The sequence below is a fragment of the Desulfovibrio sp. SGI.169 genome (genome assembly GCF_050313595.1).
Taxonomy (GTDB): Bacteria; Desulfobacterota; Desulfovibrionia; order Desulfovibrionales; family Desulfovibrionaceae; genus Desulfovibrio.
The window spans coordinates 1-20,181 of sequence record NZ_JBNPLS010000008.1 but is presented as its reverse complement, the minus strand read 5'-3'; the positions used below and the strand labels follow the sequence as shown (position 1 = coordinate 20,181).

The window sequence follows — 20,181 nt, the reverse complement described above, 5'->3', positions numbered from 1 at the left end:
AGCGGGACAAGCCCCTGCAAAACGAGCATTTCAGACTCATTGGCGCGGGCGTCCGCTCCTGCGACGCCGCGGGCGAATGCCTTTTTCAAAGGCAATTTGCTCTGATCCGGCGCGGCCGCAGCGGAAGCCGGTCGGTTCCGCGAGGCGCTCTCCTGAAAAAAGGGCGTCGCGCCTTTGGGGTGTAAGCATTTGCTTCATGCGGCAGTGAAGTTTTTTCCGCGCTGGTCGCATCGCCGCCTTTTATTATGAATTTATTCCCATTATCTTGCGGGCTTACCTTTTTGCGCATACGCGCAGCCTGTTCGAGCCAGTGTGAATGTTGTATTCAGAACGGCATGGCAAGCATTCCAATTCTCATTCATTGCACGCGGGCAATCCACATCTGTCTGTTTTACCTTCAAAAGGTTCGCAGAATTTGCAACCATGCCAATGCATCTCAGTATGCTGCGAGTTGGCTCCTGTTTTATTGAAGTAATTCCCAGCATTAAAATAGGTATTGTTTTTCATATTTCACCGCTTGCTTTTTTCTCCTCCTCCGTTGCAGTCGCCTTCGGGCCGGGCTGACGCGAGCGCGAGATTAATCAAGAATAAACAATTCTTATATAACACCATGTATTTATTAAATATATTAAAAATTAAAGCACAAATTTCCCATGACGCCCCTCATTTTTTCAGTATTTGTGAAAAAATCAACTTGCCATCCTTCTTTGGATTGGTTAATCAAACAGAAAAAGCCTTACTGGTATGACATGTTGATATCCCTTTTGGCTGAGCCAAGGCCGGCCAGGGGTATTACCGGCCCCAAACTTGAAATTGCAGCATTCTGTGGGGAATTTCCCTCACAGATTTATCGTGCAGGCGTTTTTTGATCGGGTGCAAACAACTACGGAGGCCGTATGAAAAAATTCCTGTCTCTTGTTATTCCTATTCTGGCCTTTTTCTGCCTGCTCAATTTCCCCGCGGAATGGTTTCACATGCCTGGTCTGACTGTGGTTGAGCAAAGACTCATCGCCATTTTCTTCCTGGCGGCCCTCTGCTGGATACTTGAGCCTATTCCCATTTTCGCCACGTCAGTTCTGGTCATTGTATTGGAGCTGCTGCTTCTTTCCAACAAGGGGCTTATCTTTTTACGCGGCGCGGCCGGCGACCCCGCTTTCGGCAAGGCCCTGACCTACCAGAGCATCATGGCCACCTTCGCTTCCCCCATCATCATGCTGTTCATGGGCGGCTTTTTCCTGGCTATGGCCGCCACCAAGTACCGGCTGGACATCAATCTGGCGCGGGTGCTGCTCAAGCCTTTCGGAACCAAACCCCATTTTGTGATGCTGGGCCTGCTGCTGATCACGGCCATTTTTTCCATGTTCATGAGCAACACGGCCACAGCGGCCATGATGCTGGCCATCCTCGCGCCGGTTCTGTCCGCCCTGCCTGAAGGCGACCGGGGCCGCACGGCCTTTGTGCTGGCCATTCCGGTGGGCGCCAACATCGGCGGCATGGCGACGCCCATCGGCACGCCGCCCAACGCCATTGCCCTCAAGTACGTTCTGGATCTCCAGCCCATCAGCTTCGGGCAGTGGATGCTCTTTGGCGTTCCCTACGTCATCGTTCTGCTGTTCATTGCCTGGGTTCTGCTGGCGTGGCTGTTCCCATCCCGGGAAAAAAGCGTCACCCTGACCATCAAGGACGAATTTTTGAAGGGATGGCGCGCCAACGTGGTGTACCTTACCTTCGGCGTCACGGTCTTCCTCTGGATGTTTGGCGGCCTTCACGGCATGAACTCCGAAGTGGTGGCCATGATACCGGTGGCGGTTTTTGTCTGTACCGGCATCATCTCCAAAAGCGATCTCAAGGAGATTTCCTGGGATGTGCTCTGGCTGGTGGCCGGCGGTCTGGCCCTTGGTCTGGCCCTTGAAAAGACGGGGCTGGCGGCGCGCATGGTGGCCAGCATTCCCTTTGCCTCTTTCGCGCCAGTAATGGTGCTGGTTGTCGCCTCGCTGGTCACGCTGCTCATGGCCAACTTCATGTCGCACACGGCCACGGCCAACCTGCTGCTGCCCATCATGGCGGTTCTGGCATCCGGCCTGACCGGGCTTGACTCCATGGGCGGCCCGCTGGGTCTTATCCTGGGCGTCACCTTTGCGGCTTCTCTGGGCATGACCCTGCCCATCAGCACCCCGCCCAACGCCCTGGCCAGTTCCACCGGCATGGTGGAAACGCCTGATATGGCCAAGGTCGGCGTGGTCATCGGCATCGTGGGCGTTCTGCTGACCATGGTCATGCTCTGGATTATCGCCGGGACGGGCATTCTGAATCCATAGTCTGACCGGATTGCGCATGCCCTTTCACAACAGGGAGGAGAACATGAAAGATATTCATGTGAAAAGCATCACGGAAGCCATTGCGGCCATGGCGGTTCAGGCCTGCTGCCAACTGCCCGCCAGTATGCGGAAAAGCTTTGAGACGGCCCTGGCCAAAGAGCCCTCGCCAGTGGGACGCAACATTCTGGGGCAACTGCTGGAAAACGCGTCCATCGCCGCCGAAGAGGGCATCCCCATCTGTCAGGACACGGGGCTGGCTGTGGTTTTCGCCGAACTGGGACAGGACGCGCATATCGTGGGCGGCGACTTTGAAGACGCCATCAACGAAGGCGTGCGCCGGGGCTATGTGGACGGCTACCTGCGCAAATCCTGCGTGGCCGAACCGCTGTTCGAGCGCAAGAACACCAAAGACAACACGCCCGCGGTCATTCACACCCGCATTGTGCCCGGCGACAGTCTGCGTCTGCGCCTGGCCCCCAAGGGCGCGGGGTCGGAAAACAAGAGCGTGCTGAAAATGCTGGTGCCCGCCGACGGCATTGAAGGCGTGCGCAAGGTTGTGCTGGACGCGGTGCTGGCCGCCGGGCCCAACTCCTGTCCGCCCATGGTGGTGGGCGTGGGGCTGGGCGGCAATATGGAAGTGGCGGCTCTTTGCGCCAAACGGGCCGCCGCCAGGGACATAGGCAGCGTCAACGCCGATCCGCGCTATGCCGCGCTTGAACGCGAACTGCTGGAGATGGTCAACAAAACGGGCGTGGGCCCGCAAGGCCTGGGCGGCCTGACCACGGCCGTCGCCGTGCACATTGAATGGGCGCCCACGCATATCGCCTCGCTCCCCGTTGCGGTGAACATCAACTGTCACGCGGCCCGCCACGCTGAAACCGTTTTATAGGAGGGCACCATGTCGGAAAAGCAAGTCAAGCGTATTCGCGCTCCATTTGACGACGCCACGGCGCGTTCTCTCAGGGCGGGCGACAATGTGCTGATTTCGGGCGTTATCCTGGCCGCGCGCGATGCGGCCCACAAACGCCTGGTGGAGACGCTGGATCGCGGCGAGCCTTTGCCCGTGGATCTGCGCGGCGCGGTGGTCTACTATGTGGGGCCTTCGCCAGCCAAGCCTGGCCAGGTCATCGGCGCGGCCGGGCCCACCACATCGGGCCGTATGGACGCCTATGCCCCCCGGCTGCTGGACGAGGGGCTCAAGGGCATGATCGGCAAGGGCTATCGCAAGCCGGAAGTGGTGGAGGCCATGAAGAAACACGGCGTGCCCTATCTGGCGGCCGTGGGCGGCGCGGGCGCGCTCATTGCCCGCAGCATCAAAAAATACACGGTGCTGGCCTACGAAGACCTCGGCCCTGAGGCCGTGGCCGCCATGGAGGTCGAGGACTTCCCGGCCATCGTGGTCATCGACAGTCTGGGCAACAATTATTACGAAACGGGTCAGGCTCCTTACCGGAGTCTGTAAAATATGGCTGATGTCATGGGCGTAGTTTTGAAAAACCACAAGGAGTCACTATGATCGCAAGCAGATCCCCTGCCGATGTCAGATCCAGGCTGGATTTCTGGCAAGCCCTGTCAGGCGCGGTGCTGGCGCTGTTCATCTGTGTGCATTTGATTCTTGAAGGCAGCGTGGTCATCAGCCCCCGGCTGACCGACGGCATCGCATGGCTGCTGGAAGTTACCTACATGGCGCAGATCGCGGCCCCGTGTCTTGTACTGCTGATTCTCTTTCACTTCTGGATCGCGGCGCGCAAAATGCCCTTTCGCGCGGGCGAACTGGGCGTGTTCACGCGGCACAGCAAAAGCCTGCGCGAGGCCGACACCTGGCTCTGGCTGGTGCAGGTGTTCACCGCCGTGGTCATCCTGGCCGGCGCGTTCTTCCATGTATATACGGTCATGACCGACCTGCCCATTACCGTGGCCGGCAGCGCCAAGCGCCTGCATGCCGGCTGGCTGGCTTTTCATGTGATATTCCTGCCCTGCGTCATCCTGCATACGGGCATCGGCGTCTATCGGCTGGCCGTGAAATTCGGCATCTGCTCCAGAGCGGGACGCGACAGGTTCCGCAAAATACTCTGGATCGTCATGGGCTGCTACTTGGCATTGGGTACACTCGCCCTGAGTCGCGTCTGGTTCCTGGGATAGGGGGGTATATATGCGTGTTTTTCAAAGTGATGTACTCTGCATAGGCGCCGGTCTGGCCGGAGAGCGCGTGGCCGTGGAGGCCGCACAGGCGGGCTTCAGTGTTATTTGTCTGAGCATCGTGCCGCCCAGGCGGTCGCATTCCTCCGCCGCGCAGGGCGGCATGCAGGCGGCGCTGGGCAACTCCATCATGGGCGAAGGCGATTGCCCGGAAATCCATTTCAACGATACGGTCAAGGGCTCGGACTGGGGCTGCGACCAGGAAGTGGCGCGCATCTTTGCCAATACGGCGCCCATCGCCATGCGCGAAATGGCCTGGATGGGCGTGCCCTGGAACCGCGTGGTGCCCGGCGAGCACACCTATTTCAAGGGAGGCAAACCCTTTCAGGCCACGGAAAAGAAAGAAAACGAAGGTCTGATCCACTCCCGCGCCTTCGGCGGCACTGCCAAATGGCGCACCTGCTACACCTCGGACGGTACGGGCCACGCGGTGCTTTTCACCCTGGACAACCGCATGCTGCAACTGGGCGTGGAAGTGCATGACCGCATGCAGGCGGAAGCCCTCATCCATGACGGCGAACGCTGCATGGGCTGTGTGGCCCGCGACCTGCGCACCGGCGAGCTGGTGGGCTACTTTGCCAGGGCGACCCTGATCGCCACCGGCGGCTTCGGGCGCATCTACCGGGCCACCACCAACGCCGTGATCTGCGACGGCGGCGGCCAGATCGCCGCTCTGGAAACAGGCGTGGTGCCGCTGGGCAATATGGAGGCCGTTCAGTTCCATCCCACAGGCACGGTGCCCACTGACATTCTGGTTACCGAAGGTTGCCGCGGCGATGGCGGCACGCTGCTGGACGTCAATGAATACCGCTTCATGCCCGACTATGAGCCTGAAAAAGCCGAGCTGGCCTCGCGCGACGTGGTATCCCGCCGCATGACCGAACACATGCGCAAGGGCCTGGGCGTCAAGAGCCCCTATGGCGACCACCTCTGGCTGGATATCCGTCATCTGGGCGAAAAGCACATTACCACCAATCTGCGCGAAGTGTATGACATCTGCATGCATTTCCTCGGCGTGAACCCCATCCATCAGCTCATTCCCGTGCGTCCCACCCAGCATTACAGCATGGGCGGCGTGCGCACCAACAAGGATGGCGCCGCCTATGGCCTGCACGGTCTGTTCTCTGCGGGCGAAGCCGCCTGCTGGGATATGCACGGCTTCAACCGCCTGGGCGGCAACTCTCTGGCCGAAACCGTCGTGGCCGGTCGCGTTGTGGGCAAAAAGGTGGTGGAATTTCTGCAGGGCTGCGATTCGGTCTTTTCCACAAAGGCGCTCAACGAGGCGGCGACACTGGTGCAGGGTCGCATTGCCGCCCTGCGGCGCGGCTCCGGCGACGACTGCTACACCCTGCGCAACGCCATGCAGGATGTCATGATGGAGTATGTGGGCATTTTCCGCAACGGCAAGGATCTTCAGACAGGCGTCGACAAGCTTCAGGAGATTCTGGAACGGTGCAAGCGGATGAGCTTGCGCGGACGCGCATCTCACGGGCCCGACGGCGAGCTGTCCATGGCCCTGCGCGTTCCCGGCATGGTCAAGCTGGCCCTCTGCGTGGCCTACGGCGCTCTGCAGCGCACGGAAAGCCGCGGGGCGCACGCCAGAGAAGATTACCCGGAACGCAACGACAAAGACTGGCTCGTGCGCACCCTGGCTACCTGGAAAGAAGGCGCCACCCTGCCGACCCTCGAATACGAAAAGGTAACGCCGTTCTTCATCCTGCCTCCTGGCGATCGCGGTTACGGCGGCGGCAAAATTATTCCCGGCAAAATCGAGGATGGCAATATTGTGCCCTTCGCGGAACAGGCATAAGGGAGGAGATATGGGACGCAACCTGAAGTTTGAAATATTCCGCTATAATCCGTCTGACCCCAGTTCCCAGCCGCGCATGCAGACGTATCATCTGGAAGAACACCCCAGCATGACGCTCTTCATCGCCCTGAACATGATCCGCGAAACCCAGGACGCAAGCCTGCAGTTTGACTTCTGCTGCCGGGCCGGCATATGCGGTTCCTGCGGCATGGTCATCAACGGCCGCCCCGGCCTGGCCTGCCATACCCAGACCAGCGACCTGCCCGACCGCATCACCCTGCACCCCCTGCCGGTGTTCAAGCTGTTGGGCGACCTCTCGGTGGACACGGGCACATGGTTCCGCAATGTGGGCAAAAAAATCGAATCCTGGATTCATACCAACAAGGATTTTGATCCTGACGCCCAGGAAGAACGCATGGACAACGAACTGGCCACAAAGATATTTGAGCTGGATCGTTGCGTTGAGTGCGGCTGTTGCGTGGCGGCCTGCGGCACGGCGCGCATGCGCGAAGACTTCATCGGCGCCACGGCCATCAACCGTCTGGCCCGCTTTTACCTGGACCCGCGCGACAACCGCACCGCGTCCGACTATTACGACCTGATCGGCGACGACACCGGGGTATTCGGCTGCATGGGCCTGCTGGCCTGCGACAACGTCTGCCCCAAGCAACTGCCCTTGCAGGATCAGTTGGGCATCATGCGCCGCATGGTGACCGCCGAATCCGTACGCGGCATTCTGCCGGAATTTCTGCGCAAGAAATTGCAGGGGTGCGGCTGCGGCTGTCAGCATAAATAGCGCGTGACGCGCGGACCAGCCCCCGCCCGGCGGGAGCTGAGAAAAACATGGCGTCAGAATAGCCATATGACTTTGCAAACCAGATGCTTATGAAACTGTCATGACCATTCCCCACTCTCTGACCTGGAGTGTGGGGATGGTAGGAGCTTGGAGCGAATACCCGGCTGACAGTTGTGCTTGGCCGGCATCTGGCGAGCGGCCCCGCATTTGCCGGCAACTTATGCGGGGCTTTTTTTGAGCGCTTCACCGCCGCCAGGGGCCTTGCAGCGCGGGCGCCCCGTGTGCGCAGGGGCTCGCCGGCCTGGGGAAGAAAGGAAAGAAGAGAGAAAAAAAAAAAAAAAAAGGGCTTGCGCAGAACTCTGTGCAAGCCCTTTCATGTATGGAGCCGCCTGTCAGATTTGAACTGACGATCTGCTGATTACGAATCAGCCGCTCTACCAGCTGAGCCAAGGCGGCAAATGCCTGTAAATACTAAAATTATTCACTCTTCAGGCAAAAAGCCCACGCGCAGGCGGCAGCCCCGCCATCCGGGTCGCGTTGTCAGTGCGCTTTATTGCCAAAAAAGCGTCCCCCTGTCAAGGCGCATGTCAGCCCCGCTCCAGCACCAGGGGAATGGCATGCAGTTCAGGGCTGATTTCTTCCGTCGGTTCCAGCTTCCAGGGGCTGTTTTCGGGCCAGCCCAGACGTTTCGCCACGGCCCTGGCCACGCCGGCCACATTCAGAACCGGATGGCGCTGAAAAACCTGCGGCAGCCCGTAGGTCAGAGTGCAGACCAGGCACTTGCCGGGCCGCCGGCGCAACTCAAAGGCCAGCTGCGCCCTGGCGGGCGTCACGCCCCGACAGACCAGCCGGATGTCGTAGGCCCCCTCTTCGGCGCCGCCGAACAGGGCGTCAAAAAAATCATCGGTTCGTTGCGTCGGAAAAATCTCATCCAGAAAAGCCTGATCAAGCGTTAGCACGGTTCTGTACACTCCTGCTGAAAGGTACGCGCCTGTTACGACGCTAGTTGACGCAAATCCTGATCCGTCACGCGCTGATCCGCGCCGGGCAGGCGTTCCAGGGCAAAATCCGGCAGCAGTTCCGCCGGGCTCACGGGCACGCCGCGCGGGTTGAGGCCGGCCAGCCGGGCGAGCAACCCCACAATACGCCGCGCGCTTGCGCCCTGTTCCCGCAGGGCCCGCAGGGCCAGGCTCTGATGGCGTTTGGCCAGGCGCTGGCCCTCGCCGTCCAGCAGCAGCGGAATATGCGCATAGGTGGGCGCGCTGCGCCCAAGCAGCCGCAACAGCGCAATCTGGCGCGGGGTGGACGGCAAAATGTCCCGCCCGCGCACCACCTGATTCACCCCCATGAGCGCGTCATCCACGGCCACAGCCAGCTGATAGGCCACCACGCCGTCAGAACGCCGCAAGGCAAAGTCGCCGCCGCATTCAGCCAGCCGGAAAAGCTGCGGACCCAGCAGGGCATCCTCAAAGGCGACGGTCCCGGCGGGGCAGCGCAGCCGCACGGCGGCCCTGCGTCCGCTGCTGAACAGGGCCTCGCGTTGCGTGGCGCTCAGGTCACGGCAAGTGCCGGGATAGGGCGCGCCCGCGTCGTCCACATGGGGGGCCGCGGCCAACAGGCGCAACTCCTTGCGGGTGCAGAAACAGGGATAGGTCAGACCGGCGGCCTCCAGCCGGGCCAGGGCCGCCGCATATGCGCTTTCGCGCCGGCTCTGCTCATACGGCCCCAGCGGCCCGCCCACATCCGGCCCCTGATCCCAGTCAAGGCCCAGCCAGCGCAGGTCTTCCAGAAGCGCCGCCGCATACTCCGGCCTGGAACGCTGGGGGTCTATATCTTCCAGGCGCAGAATCAGAACGCCCTTGCGCGCCCGCGCCGCCAGCCACGCCAGCAGAAAGGCCCAGGCGTTGCCCAGGTGGGCGTACCCAGTGGGGCTTGGCGCCAGCCGCCCGCAAATGCGGGCGGGAGCCTCCTCTCCGCGCGGCGGCATGAAGTTATTTTTTATTCCAGGGCATGGCTGAAAGCAGCAGCCCCAGACCACAGAAGCCGGTCACTCCGGCGAACATCAGCCCCGCGCCCACAAAGGCGGGCAGCCAGATCATGGGCGGCCAGACAAACACGCCCGCCAGGCCCAGCAACACCAGCGCGCCCGCGCCGATCTGGATCTGGCGAAACAGGGAGACGCCCTGCCGCCCGCGCTCCACGGGCAGGCCGGCTCTGGCCCAGGCGCTGACGCCACCCTCCATCTGCCAGGCGGGGCCGCCGGCCAGTTCTTCCAGCAGATCGCTCTGCTTGCTGGTGCGGTTGCCGGAATTGCAGGTGAAGACAATCGGCAGCTTCGCATCAGACGGGGCCAGGCGCATCCATCTGATGACCGAAAGGGGCGCCGCTTCCGCCCCGGGCACGCGCAACGAGTTTATTTCATCCGGTTCGCGGATATCCACAAGACGGATTTTGCCGTCTTGGAGTTTTTGCAGGGTTTCGGCGGGGCTGATTGCGGGGAGCATGTAATCACCTATGATTTCTTGCGATTCTTTGCGCCGGCGGCATTTTTACTCTTCTGATGGGAAGAGGAAAGCGCCTTGGAGGACTTTTTTTCCGCGGTTTTGCGTACCGCTTTTGTACCGTTTTTGGCGGATTGTCCGGCTTTGCCCTTTTCCGCCCTGGCGGTTTTGCCCGCCTTGGCGGCCAGTGCCTTGCGCTCGCCGGCGGCCCTGGCCTGACGGCGCTTGTCGCCGCCGGCCGCCTGCACGACCTTGTCTCTGGAGGCGCGACGCGTTTTCACGTCGCGGCGGGATTGAGCCGGTTTTTTCTTCGCGGCGGAAAGTTCACGCACGGCCTTTTCCTCGGCGTAATCGCTGAGACGGCTTTCGGCCTGGGCCACCAGGTCTTCATTGCCTTCAAGGCGCACACGGCGCGCGCCAAGAAAGGTGCTGCTGAAATAGGGGTCGCTGAGGGAGTTGATGCGCACGGTGGTGCGACGGCGCGGGCTGTGGATGAATTTGCCGTCGCCCACATAAATGCCCGTGTGATAGCCCCGGCGGGGATGACGGAAGGCCACGATGTCGCCGGCGCGCATGTCTTCCTGCCTTCTGATGCGCTCGCCTACCACGGACTGTTCACGCGCGGTGCGCGGCAACTTCACGCCCACGCTCTTGTACGCCCAGCAGACAAAGCCCGAACAGTCAAAACCGCCCGGGCTGGATCCGCCCCGCACATAGGGGGTGCCGATGGCCGAGTGGGCCTTGTTCAGCAACTGTTGGCTGGCCTGCGCCTGATCTTCCTCCAGCGCCGCCTCATAGGAACGGCGAAAGCGCTCCACGCGCATTTGCTCATCAGCGGCGCTGTTCTGCCTGGCCACGCAACCGAACGCAAGGCCGCAGGCCATGATCAAGGCGCAAATTTTCAAGTAGTTACCCATTAGCGCTCCATTCCCGCTTGTGAACGCCCGCCGCGCGGGCGACAGGCAACGGGACAAAAAAACAGGCAGGTCTGTCCCGCCCATTTCGGCATATGCCTGTGTCAGGCCTTGATATCCAGCAATACCCCCAGCATGGCGTCAGCGGAGCGGACAGTCTGGGCATTGGCCTCATAGGTTCGCTGCGTGGAGATCATCCGCGTCATTTCACGCCCCAAATCCGTGCCGCTGGGGTTCACGAATTCCGGCGGCATGGACGGCTCGCCGCTTGCGGCGACATCAAAGCGCCCGGCGGCATCCTGAAGCACGGCGTCCAAGCGCACGCCACGGGCGTCAGGCCCCTCGGCATAGACAGCCCGCCGCGGCGTAAAGCCCGCCGTGTTCACATTGGCCACATTGTGCGCCGTGACGGCCATGCCCCAAGAATGGGCGTTCAAGGCCGACGCGCCTATATACATGCTGTCGCTTGTGCCGCTCATGTCAATGTCAGCTTCACGCCTGTTTGCGTCATGTTAGCATAAAAGCCCGGCACTGCAAAACGCTTTTTCCAGTGTCGGGCCGCGCCCGTCCGGGCCAACGCGCATGCGTCTTTTCGGGCATTTCGGGCGGCTTCAGCTTGGCTCCGCCTGCGGAAGGCCGCGCTCTATGCGGGCAAAGGCGTTGTGATTGTGAATGGACTCCAGGCTTTCCACCTCCACGCTGAACCACGCCACATGCTCGTGCCGGGAAAGGCGCTGGGCCACATTGCGAACCACGTCTTCCACAAAGGCCGGGTGGGCGAAGGCGCGCTCCGTAACGAATTTTTCATCCTCGCGCTTGAGCAGGGTATAGACCGCCGAGGAACCCGCCTCCTCGGCCATGTCAATAAATTCCTCCAGCCAGGAAAAGCCGCTCATGCGCACGCTCATGCGCACAACGGCGCGCTGGCTGTGCGCGCCCTCGCTGCTGATGGCCTTGGAGCAGGGGCAGACGGTCATCACCGGCACATCCAGGTCTAACAGAAAGGACTGCCCCTTCTCGTCCAGCTCGCCGGTGAGGCGGCATTCATAGGCCACTGTGCCCGGGCTGCCCGATGCCGGGGCCGCCTTGCGGATGAAATAGGGAAAGCTGAAGCGCGCCCAGGCCCGTCGCGCGCCCAGACGCTCCTTGACGTTTTCCAGCAGGCGGCGCACCGACTGATAGCTGATTTCCTCGTTCCAGCCTTCCAGCGCTTCCACAAAACGGCTCATGTGGGCGCCTTTGAAGGCCGAAGGCAGATCCACGCCCAGGTCCACGCTGGCCACGGTCTGCTGGCTGCCCCTGGCGCGGTCGCGCACCAGCAGGGGCAGCCTGAGCTCACGCACCCCCACGCGGTCAATGCTCAGGGGCACTGCGGGGGCATAACTTTGCACATCTTCCATCAGGCCAGATCCTGTCCGGTTGTGGTCACGCTGAACGTGCCGTGTTTGACGCCGCGGCAGGAGATCAGCCGGTCGGCCAGAGCGCGCACCCGCGCGGGTTCGCCCTTGAGCACCAGCACCTCCAGGCAGTTGTAATGATCCAGATGCACATGCAGGGTGGTCACGATAATGTCATGATCATCATGCTGTATCTTCATCAGCCGCCGGGCCAGATCATTTTTGTGATGATCATAGACCAGGGTCAGCGTGCCCGCGCCCTGGCCCACGGCATCCCGCCAGGCATCCTCCACCAGAGCTTTGCGGATCAGATCCCTGATGGCTTCCGAACGATTGGAATAGCCCTTGCGCGCGCAAAGCGCGTCAAAAGGCTCCAGCAAAGCATCATCCAGCGATACGCCGAAACGCACGAGCTTTCCCATGTATACCGCCTGTCGTCTGTATGCCGCCCCGGCGCGAGCCCGTCCATGCTTCAGAGCGTTCCGCGCCGTATTTCCCATACCTGCACTGTCACCGGCACAGGCTGGGCGTAAAGGGGCGCGACCCGCGCCGAATGGACGCGCCGCCCCCGCCAGCCCCCGCCGTGCAGGGCGTGCAGAAAAGCCTCATACACAGAACGCCCCGGCTCGGCCACCCAGGCCACGCCGTCCGACGCCAGGGCATGCTCCAGAAAACGCAGCACCGGCGTCACAAAGCGCTTTTCATACATAATGTCCCCGCCCCAGATGCGCGCCATGCTCCGGGCGCGCACCGCGGGACGCCGCCAGTCCATAACCGCCCAGCCGGGCTGCGGCACCGCGTTGCGCTCTGCGTTCAGGCGCGCGAAACGCAGGGCCTCTTCCTCATAATCCACAGCCGTGACCCGCGCGCCCAGCCAGCGGCCCACCAGGGCGGTAAGCCCCAAGCCGCAGCCCAAATCCAGGCAGGGGCGGCCCGCGATTTCCTCCCGCCGCCGGGCCAGCCAGCCGGCCAGCGCCACGCTGGAGGGCCACAGCTCGGTCCAGTAGGGCAGCCGCTCGTCCTCGAAATTGCGGGGGTCGTCGGTCATGGCCTCCCAGAGCCGCTCCAGGTCGGCGGCGCGCGTCAGACGCCACAGCCGCCCGGCCGCGTTGACGGCGATTTCCGGCGTGTAGGCCTCCAGGGGCGTCTGCTCTCCCTCTTCCCGCCCGGGCAGAGCCGACATTGCGGACATCGTTTTCACGCCCGGCAATATAGCCCAATGGCCGGGGGCTGTACAGCGGCCGCATTGTCTCGCGGCGGCGCTTCTGCTATGGTGCGCCACGGAGGCTGACGGAATCGCGTATGGAGCAGGATATTTTTGATCTGATCATCGTCCTGGCGCTGGTCTTTTTCGCCGGGCGCGGCTTTGTGCACGGCTTTGTGGGCGAGGTGGCCGGGGTGGTTTCGCTGCTGGGCGGTTTCTGGGCCGCGCATGCCTATCATCCCCTGCTGGCGCCGCGCCTCACGTTCATCGCCGACTCGGCCTGGCGCACCATTGCCGCCTATGTGCTGATCTTTCTGGCGGTCATTCTGGCTGTGGCCGTGCTGGCCCGCATTCTGCAAAAAATTCTTTCCTTTTCCTTTGTCTCCTGGGCGGACAGGCTGGCCGGCATGCTGCTGGGCCTGGCCAAGGGCATGCTGCTTTGCGCGCTGCTTTTGCTGGCGCTGCAAAAATTTTTTCACGATGCGGCCTTTATACGGCATTCGCGCGTCCTGCCCTATTTCAACGCCCTGATGGAGCAGGTGCGCGCATGGCTGCCGCCCGACCTTCTCTCCCGGCTGGGAATCTGAACCCATAGTATAAAAGGATGCACCGCGTCATGAAAAAAAGCGCCCTGGAAGAACTGCAAAACGTCATTGAACGCCTGATCAGCCCGAACGGCTGCCCCTGGGACAAGGAGCAGACCCCGGAAAGCCTGGCTGATTACATCATTGAGGAAAGCCACGAGCTTGTCAGCGCCATCCGTTCGGGCAATGTCGGCGATATTCGGGAAGAGCTGGGCGATGTGGCCTTCTTGCTGCTCTTCGTGGCCCGCCTGTATGAAAAACAGGGCCAGTTCAACCTCGACGACGCCCTGAACGCCAGCCGCGCCAAGATGATTCGCCGCCATCCGCATGTTTTCGGCGACACGGTTTTTGAAAATCTGGACGAACAGCTCAAAACCTGGGAGGCCATCAAGCGCGCCGAACACGCCGACGCCGACGGCAAGCCCCAGGGGCTTTTCGCCAGCCTGCCCGCCAGCCTGCCGCCGCTGGTCAAGGCCTACCGCATCCACTCCAAGGCCGCGCGCGCCGGCTTCACCTGGCCCGAAGACGAAGAGGCGGAGCAGCAGGTGGAGGCCGAATGGCTGGAATGGCTCGACGCCTCGGCCAACGGCGACGCGGAAGCGCAAAAGCATGAGCTGGGCGACCTGCTCTTCAGCATCACGGAGCTGGGCCGCCGCAAGGGCATCAAGGCCAGTGAGGCGCTGGATCTGGCCACCCTGCGCTTTCTGCGCCGCTTCGCCCGCATGGAGGAAATGGCGCGGGAACAGGGACGCGATTTTACGGAACTCTCCCTGGACGACAAGGATGAACTCTGGAACGCGGCCAAGGCGGAGGAAACAGCCGCATCCGCCCGCAAGGACTGACGGAGACGCCATGCCCCTGCCGCGCAGCACGCCCCGCCTTCCGACTGTTCTGCTGGCCGCGCTGCTGGCCTGCTGTCTGGCGGCGGCCTGTACCCCCCAAAAACGCGCGACGCGCCCGACAGGCGGGCCCCCGGCGGCCTTTGCCCCTGCTGACGGCCTGCCCAGAGTCGATCCCGGCTATCTGCAATGGCTTGAAAAACAATCCATGCTTGGCGCCGCGCCGGAGCTTACGGCGCAGGTTTCGGGCACGGAGCGCATCTGGCGCAACAGCAGCACGGCCCGGCGGCTGCCCGTTTTGCTGGGGGCCGCGCCCAACTGGCTGGAGCTCAATCCCTACGCGGTCGGCGTTGCCCAGCCTCTCTTCCGGGCGCTGTCCGGCGGGGGCGCCTTTCTGGAAATGCTGCCCCGGGCCGGCTTCAACGGCCTGTTCATTTCTCCCACGGGCGAACGCGCCGACATCTGGAACAAGCGCAATCAATCCTCGCCCGGCGGGGAAAACGTGGCTTCCCTGCATTTTGATCCTGCCCTGGGTGCGGACGCGGATTTTGAAAAACTGGCCCTGCATCTTGAGCGGCTTCAAATCCAGACAGGCGGCGAACTGCCCCCGGCCCATACGGGCCTGGGACCTGATTTCATACTCCAGGCCCGACGGGCCGCGCGTTTCGACGGCATCTACGCCATGATCGCCGTGCCGCCAAAAGACTGGGACATACTCCCGCGTCTGCCGGACGAGTGGGAATGCCTGCCCCTGCGGCCCGAAGCGGCGGCGCAACTGGCCGGGCGCGGGCTTTTGCCCGAGGCCCTGGCGCGCGACAGCCTGCCCTGGGCCACGCCCGGCGGCTGGGCCGCCACCGGCGAAGTGCGCGGCGCTGACGGCCAGGTCCGGCGCTGGGTCTATCGCTACAGCGGCGACCCCCTGCGCCCCACCCTGCTCTGGCAAGACCCCTCGGGCCAGGCCCGGCGCATTTTTTCCGCCGCCATCATCCGGCATACCGGCCTGCAGCGGCAGACCCTCGCCGGTCTGCGCCTGGAAGCGCTCATGGGCCTGGATGTGCTCTCCGGCGCGCCGGAGGGCCCATCGCAAGACGCGGCCCGCGCCCTGCTGACGCCCGGCCTGGAGGCTCTGGACGATGCCGCGCGCGAGGTGCGCCGCTACGGCGGCTGGGCCATGCAGGACGATGTGCTGCCGCCCTCGCTCACGGCCACGGTGCTGGCCGGCGCTGTGGATTTCACCCGTGACGCCGCCACACCGGCGGCTGCCGCCTATGCCCTGCTCAGCGGCGATGCGGCCCCACTGGCCGCCCTGCTGCGCGCCGCCCAGGCCGCCGGTGTGGATCAGAGCCGACTGGCGCGCGGCCTGCATGACTGGCTGGCTGTGGACTGGCGGCCCCTGCTGGATCTGCCGCAAGGACGGGAGCTGATCCGCACGGCGCAACGCAAGGCCGGCGGCCCCCCCGAGGCCCTGCAGCTCTGGACCACTCCGGCCTCTCTGGCCGCGCGCGCTCTTGGCCTGAAGCCTTCCGACGCGGCCGCTTCCAGCGGCTCCGCGTCCAGTGCGGAAAAGAAGGCGGCCCTGCGCGAGGCCTGCCTTCTGCTGTTGAGCTGGCGCGTGGGCCTGCCGGGCCTGAGCTTTGTGAGCCCGCAGGATATGACCGGGGCGCTGGCTCTGCCGCGCGCCACGCCTGAGCTGCCAGCCAGCCTGGGGCTGACGCCCCTCTGGCGGGAGAGCGCCGGAGGTTCCAGGCCGCCCGCGCCGCTGGCCTTCGGCCCTCTGGAGCGGCAATGGGCGGACGGGCAGAGTTTTTTGCATGCCGTCAGCGCCCTGTTGCGCGCCCGCAAAAATACGGGCCTGGCGCGGGGCAGACTGCTGGCCGTGTTCAGCGGCCCTCCCGGCTGCGCGGGCGTGCTCAGCGCGCTGCCCGATGGCGGGCACTGGCTGCTGGCGGCCAATTTTTCCGCAGAAAAACAAAGCTTTTCACTGACCCTGCCCCACGGCGCGACAACGGGCAGGCTTTGCGACATTCTCAACCCGCATGCCCCGGCCCCGGCGCAAAACGGACGCGCCCTCAAACTTGATCTTGACGCCCGTCAGGCCCGCCATCTGCTGCTTGGCGGCCAGGCGGAGGATTTGTTCCCCCCACGCCAACCAGGAGCGACGCCATGACCTCAGACAAAGCCCCCAATCCTTCCCTGAACGCCTCGTCGGAAAGCGGGCCTGACGCCTCGCCGGAATCCCCGGCGCATGCGGCAGCCGCTTCGGAGCGCGCCACGACCGCGCCTGATCATGATGCCGCCGCCGGGCAGGGCATGCGGGAAAGCCCAGGGGACGGCACAAGCGCGCCGACGCCTGGCCCCGCGCCGGCGCAAGGCCAGGCGGACAAGGTCTTTCAGGCGCTCCGCGGGGTGGCCCCCCTGGTTCTGCTGCTTGTGCTGGCGGCCCAGGCCTGGCCGGACTTCTGGCAGGCATGGCGCGGCGACGCCCTGTATTGCCCGGCTGAAAGTCAGCATATCCGCGCTTTTCTGCATACGGCGCAGCACGGGCCATGGCTCGCGCCCAGCGCGGGCCTGACGCCCGAAGCGGATGGGATGGGCTGCCTGGCCGCGCAGTGGCCGGGCTTCACCTGGTTCATGGCGCTTCTGTCGCTGCTGTTGCCGCAGGCCGCGTCCGCCCTGCTTTTTCCCCTGGCCGGGGCTCTGGCTGCCGCCCTGGCCCTGCTGGGCGTCTGGGGCTTGAGCCGCGCGGCGGGTTTCGGCCCCAGGGCCGCCCTGGCCTCCGGGCTGATTTTGCTTTGTTCGCCTCTTTTCGCGCCCCTGGTTCACTTTACCGGCTCCACGGCTTTATCCGCCGCGTTGCTGCTTTTTTCCCTGCTTTGTTTCTGCCGGGGCTGGCAGGCGCGCCGCGCCTGGTTCCTCCTGCCGACGGGCTTTGTGCTGGCGGGCATGGCCGGTTTGACCGGCGGGCTTTTTCATCTGCTGCTGCCCCTGCTGGCCAGCGCCGTCTTTCTGCTCTGGCGCGGCGCGTTCCGCCGGGCCCAGGGAGCGGACGCCCTGAGCGGTTTCGCGCTTCTGCTGCTGCTTCTGGGCGCCTGGCTGGGCGGCGTCATTCTCTGGACGCATGCCGAAGGGTATATGCAAGAGCTGTACGCCACCCTGGCCCGCCGCCCCTGGCCCCTGCCGGACCGCTGGTGGTGGCCCCTGGCCGGGGCCGCCCTGGGCCTCGCGCCCTGGCTCGCCCTGGTGCTCTGCGTCGCCTGGCGGCGGGTGCTGCTCTCGGCCTGGGGCGATCTCAAGGCGTCCCGCGCGGAACGCGCCGGCTCGGCCTTTGTCTGGATCACGCTGGTACTGGGCTGCCTGCTCAGTCTGCTGACGCCCGTTGCGCGCATGCAGGGCGTGGCCGTGGCCCTGGCCTGCCTTGCCGCCCCACTGCTGGGCAAAGCCCTGCTGCGCCTGCCCCATCTGGGCAGCCGCCTGTTTTATCTTATCGCGGCGCTTTGCCTGCTGCACGCCGGCCTGGCCCTGATGGCGGCGGGTTTCGGCTTTTCCCTGGACTGGATGGCGCGCTTTTTCTCCCATCCGCTCACCCCGGAACAGCGGGAAATGATTCTGGGCCTCAGGGCGCTGCCCGTGCTCGGCGCGCTCTGTCTGCTGGCCGCCGTGGCCATGACCCGTTTTATCCGGCGGGATCATCCGGGCGGCGCGCTGCTGTTCTGCGCTCTGACGGCCGTCATTCTTACCCAGCCGGCGTCCCTGATGCTCGCGCCGGAGCTGGCCGCCCTGCCGCAGGCGGGCTTGAACCGCCTTCAGGACATCCAGTCCCCGACCGCGCCCGTGAATGGCGGAGACAACGTGACGCCCGCCGCGCCAGCCGCGGAAGCACCTCCGGAAATTCCGAACGCGCCGCGGGCGGTTCCCCTTCCGCTTTCAGAAGAGACGCCCGCGCGTGAGCCCGCCGGGGCGGGGAATGCCCCCCTGCCTCCGCAGGAAGTCACGCCCGTTGCGCCACAGGAAGGCGACGCGCCGCCACAGCCCCAGCCGGAAACGAGAAACGACGCCGTCCCCCATGTGGATACGGACGCTGCGCCTGCCGCGCCGCCCGCGCCCGCTGGCGGTTAGGCGAATGCCTTAGAGTCAGGCCTATTAGAGCGGTTTGGATAATTTTATTGCCAAACCGCTCTAAAATGCCGTCTCTGACAAAAGCGGGCCGCTCTGGAGCAATCACTCCAAGGCGGCCCGCGCGCTGTCAGGCATGGCAGCGCCAAAACGCATGCGGAAGTCAGAAAAAGGCTGACAGGAATGGCCTATGCCGGCGCGTCGCCCTTTTCGCAGACGACAGTATTTCTTCCCGCGTTTTTGGCCTGGTACAGACAATCGTCGGCACGCTTCACGGCCGCATCAAACTCTGTCATCATATTGCGTTTTTCGCTCTGCAGCAGCGACGCGACAAAGCTGCTCACGCCAAAACTGGCGGTAATGCGAATCTCCACTCCTTCAATGGGAATGGCCATCCCCTCCACGCCCCGGCAGAGCCGCTGCGCCACGGCCATGCCTCCCTTCAGCGACGCGCCCGGCAGCAAAATGACAAATTCCTCGCCGCCATAACGGCAAAACAGGTCATGGGGACGCAACATCGCGGATATTTTTTCGGCAAAGGCCCGCAACACCGTATCGCCGCTGGCATGACCATAGGTATCATTGACCTTTTTAAACAGGTCAATATCCGTCATGATTATGCTTGCGTGAAACTCTTTCTTCCCGACGTCTTCCAGAATGCCCATAAGCGCGCTTTCAAAGGCGCGCCGGTTGTACAGACCGGTCAGCGGATCCTTGGCGGACATTTCTTTATATTTTTGGGAAAGCCGCACCAATGAGGAAACATTCTCGTCCAGCGCCTCCACCATTTGGTTAAAGGCCGTGGAGAACTCTCCCATAAAGTTCACCCGGTGCTGGTATTCGCCATTGGCAATGCGCTGCGTCTGCCAGGTAAGGTGAGACAGGTTGGCTTGCAGTGTCTTGAGCGCGCCGACGACGCAACCTTTGCTCTTGCAGGCGTATTTGAGATCTCCCTTGCCCAGCGCGTACGTCAGATTACGGATATCCCAGAGCAATGCATGCAGTTCTTCAATTCCCTCGATATCCTGAAGCTTCTCTGAAATACCCTCTTCCCGCGCGGAATTTCGCGTAAGCACATCCGTAACGAAATCAAGAAGCTCCGCCGAGCGGTCGGCAATGCTTGCAAGCTGTGTAGAAGAATCATTCGTAGGCATACTTCTGTTTTCAACGCGCCTGTCAGACAGCGCCTTTGGGTTTGACTTCAAAACGGCAGGTTCGGTCGCCCGTGCACCAGCAGTCGATCTCCTTCACAGCAAAATCCTGACCGCTGAACACCTTGAAAATGCCGGCAATAAAGCCTTCGTCATAGGTGCAAACCGAGTGTTCCATGTCAGGCAGGCCGGAACAGTCCAGGTCTTCGGATACAGTCAATGTGAAACGGGCATTTTCCCGATCTTCGCTTTCCATCCGCAAAATGCCGACCTTCAGCTCCAGCAGGGCATGCTGCACGGCGCCCACAAAGTCATCGAACGATTCGCGCGGGCCGACAAATTTTTCACAAAAATT

20 protein-coding genes and 1 tRNA gene are annotated in these 20,181 nt (G+C 63.1%); 10 read left to right on the top strand and 11 right to left on the bottom strand.

What is annotated here, in order from left to right:
• The first annotated feature begins 896 nt into the window (after positions 1-896).
• The 6 genes from ACQRA4_RS05865 to ACQRA4_RS05840 are packed head-to-tail and all read left to right on the top strand — an operon-like array spanning position 897 to position 7,123.
• Entirely contained in the window at positions 897-2,318 is a 1,422-nt protein-coding gene (locus ACQRA4_RS05865) for an SLC13 family permease (protein ID WP_427822159.1), read from the top strand.
• A gap of 43 nt (positions 2,319-2,361) precedes the next feature.
• Positions 2,362-3,207 (top strand): fumarate hydratase, encoded by an 846-nt coding sequence (locus ACQRA4_RS05860; RefSeq protein ID WP_427822158.1) that lies wholly within the window; start codon positions 2,362-2,364, stop codon positions 3,205-3,207.
• 9 nt (positions 3,208-3,216) lie between these two features.
• Positions 3,217-3,780 carry a Fe-S-containing hydro-lyase gene (locus ACQRA4_RS05855; RefSeq protein ID WP_427822157.1) on the top strand — a complete coding sequence of 188 codons (564 nt, stop codon included), beginning with the start codon at positions 3,217-3,219 and terminating at the stop codon, positions 3,778-3,780.
• Between the two features lie 50 nt (positions 3,781-3,830).
• Entirely contained in the window at positions 3,831-4,460 is a 630-nt protein-coding gene (locus tag ACQRA4_RS05850) for a succinate dehydrogenase/fumarate reductase transmembrane subunit (RefSeq protein WP_427822156.1), read from the top strand.
• A gap of 10 nt (positions 4,461-4,470) precedes the next feature.
• Positions 4,471-6,327: a fumarate reductase flavoprotein subunit gene (locus ACQRA4_RS05845; protein ID WP_427822155.1), complete on the top strand. Its 1,857-nt coding sequence runs from the start codon at positions 4,471-4,473 to the stop codon at positions 6,325-6,327.
• Positions 6,328-6,337: 10 nt separating this feature from the next.
• Positions 6,338-7,123 (top strand): fumarate reductase iron-sulfur subunit, encoded by a 786-nt coding sequence (locus ACQRA4_RS05840; RefSeq protein WP_427822154.1) that lies wholly within the window; start codon positions 6,338-6,340, stop codon positions 7,121-7,123.
• A 380-nt stretch (positions 7,124-7,503) separates the two neighbouring features.
• On the opposite strand, the gene ACQRA4_RS05835 is transcribed toward ACQRA4_RS05840, so the two are convergent.
• The 9 genes from ACQRA4_RS05835 to ACQRA4_RS05795 all read right to left on the bottom strand — a co-directional run bounded on the left by ACQRA4_RS05835 (position 7,504) and on the right by ACQRA4_RS05795 (position 13,118).
• Positions 7,504-7,579 (bottom strand) — tRNA-Thr (locus ACQRA4_RS05835).
• A gap of 131 nt (positions 7,580-7,710) precedes the next feature.
• Positions 7,711-8,082, bottom strand: coding sequence for a hypothetical protein (locus ACQRA4_RS05830; protein WP_427822153.1), 372 nt, complete (start codon positions 8,080-8,082; stop codon positions 7,711-7,713).
• A 35-nt stretch (positions 8,083-8,117) separates the two neighbouring features.
• Complete coding sequence (gene gluQRS / locus ACQRA4_RS05825; RefSeq protein WP_427822152.1) at positions 8,118-9,110, bottom strand: tRNA glutamyl-Q(34) synthetase GluQRS; 993 nt, start codon at positions 9,108-9,110, stop codon at positions 8,118-8,120.
• A 4-nt stretch (positions 9,111-9,114) separates the two neighbouring features.
• Positions 9,115-9,627: a rhodanese family protein gene (locus tag ACQRA4_RS05820; protein ID WP_427822151.1), complete on the bottom strand. Its 513-nt coding sequence runs from the start codon at positions 9,625-9,627 to the stop codon at positions 9,115-9,117.
• A gap of 8 nt (positions 9,628-9,635) precedes the next feature.
• Positions 9,636-10,541 (bottom strand): NlpC/P60 family protein, encoded by a 906-nt coding sequence (locus ACQRA4_RS05815; RefSeq protein WP_427822150.1) that lies wholly within the window; start codon positions 10,539-10,541, stop codon positions 9,636-9,638.
• 101 nt (positions 10,542-10,642) lie between these two features.
• Complete coding sequence (locus ACQRA4_RS05810) at positions 10,643-11,017, bottom strand: flagellar basal body rod protein FlgC (RefSeq protein ID WP_427822149.1); 375 nt, start codon at positions 11,015-11,017, stop codon at positions 10,643-10,645.
• Between the two features lie 132 nt (positions 11,018-11,149).
• Complete coding sequence (gene folE2 / locus ACQRA4_RS05805) at positions 11,150-11,938, bottom strand: GTP cyclohydrolase FolE2 (RefSeq protein ID WP_427822148.1); 789 nt, start codon at positions 11,936-11,938, stop codon at positions 11,150-11,152.
• A complete protein-coding gene (gene nikR / locus ACQRA4_RS05800) occupies positions 11,938-12,357 on the bottom strand; it encodes a nickel-responsive transcriptional regulator NikR (RefSeq protein WP_427822147.1) in 420 nt (139 codons plus the stop codon). The genes folE2 and nikR overlap by 1 nt, the downstream gene beginning before the upstream one ends.
• 50 nt (positions 12,358-12,407) lie before the next feature.
• Complete coding sequence (locus tag ACQRA4_RS05795; RefSeq protein WP_427822146.1) at positions 12,408-13,118, bottom strand: class I SAM-dependent methyltransferase; 711 nt, start codon at positions 13,116-13,118, stop codon at positions 12,408-12,410.
• 119 nt (positions 13,119-13,237) lie between these two features.
• Here ACQRA4_RS05795 and ACQRA4_RS05790 point away from each other — a divergent pair, with 119 nt between their 5' ends.
• Genes ACQRA4_RS05790 through ACQRA4_RS05775 form a run of 4 tightly spaced genes read left to right on the top strand, consistent with a single transcriptional unit; the run spans position 13,238 to position 18,678 of the window.
• Positions 13,238-13,726 (top strand): CvpA family protein, encoded by a 489-nt coding sequence (locus ACQRA4_RS05790; RefSeq protein WP_427822145.1) that lies wholly within the window; start codon positions 13,238-13,240, stop codon positions 13,724-13,726.
• Between the two features lie 29 nt (positions 13,727-13,755).
• The gene (mazG, locus tag ACQRA4_RS05785) at positions 13,756-14,565 is read left to right on the top strand and encodes a nucleoside triphosphate pyrophosphohydrolase (RefSeq protein ID WP_427822144.1); all 810 of its coding nucleotides are present in this window, start codon (positions 13,756-13,758) and stop codon (positions 14,563-14,565) included.
• A gap of 10 nt (positions 14,566-14,575) precedes the next feature.
• Positions 14,576-16,729, top strand: coding sequence for a hypothetical protein (locus tag ACQRA4_RS05780; protein WP_427822143.1), 2,154 nt, complete (start codon positions 14,576-14,578; stop codon positions 16,727-16,729).
• On the top strand, positions 16,726-18,678 hold the full coding sequence (locus ACQRA4_RS05775) for a glycosyltransferase family 39 protein (RefSeq protein WP_427822142.1): 1,953 nt from the start codon (positions 16,726-16,728) through the stop codon (positions 18,676-18,678). The genes ACQRA4_RS05780 and ACQRA4_RS05775 overlap by 4 nt, the downstream gene beginning before the upstream one ends.
• A 185-nt stretch (positions 18,679-18,863) precedes the next feature.
• On the opposite strand, the gene ACQRA4_RS05770 is transcribed toward ACQRA4_RS05775, so the two are convergent.
• Together ACQRA4_RS05770 and ACQRA4_RS05765 are read right to left on the bottom strand one after the other, a co-directional pair.
• Positions 18,864-19,829, bottom strand: a complete 966-nt coding sequence (locus ACQRA4_RS05770) for a GGDEF domain-containing protein (RefSeq protein WP_427822141.1) — start codon at positions 19,827-19,829, stop codon at positions 18,864-18,866.
• A gap of 22 nt (positions 19,830-19,851) precedes the next feature.
• The coding region (locus ACQRA4_RS05765) for a V4R domain-containing protein (protein ID WP_427822140.1) at positions 19,852-20,181 on the bottom strand (330 nt) is incomplete at its 5' end.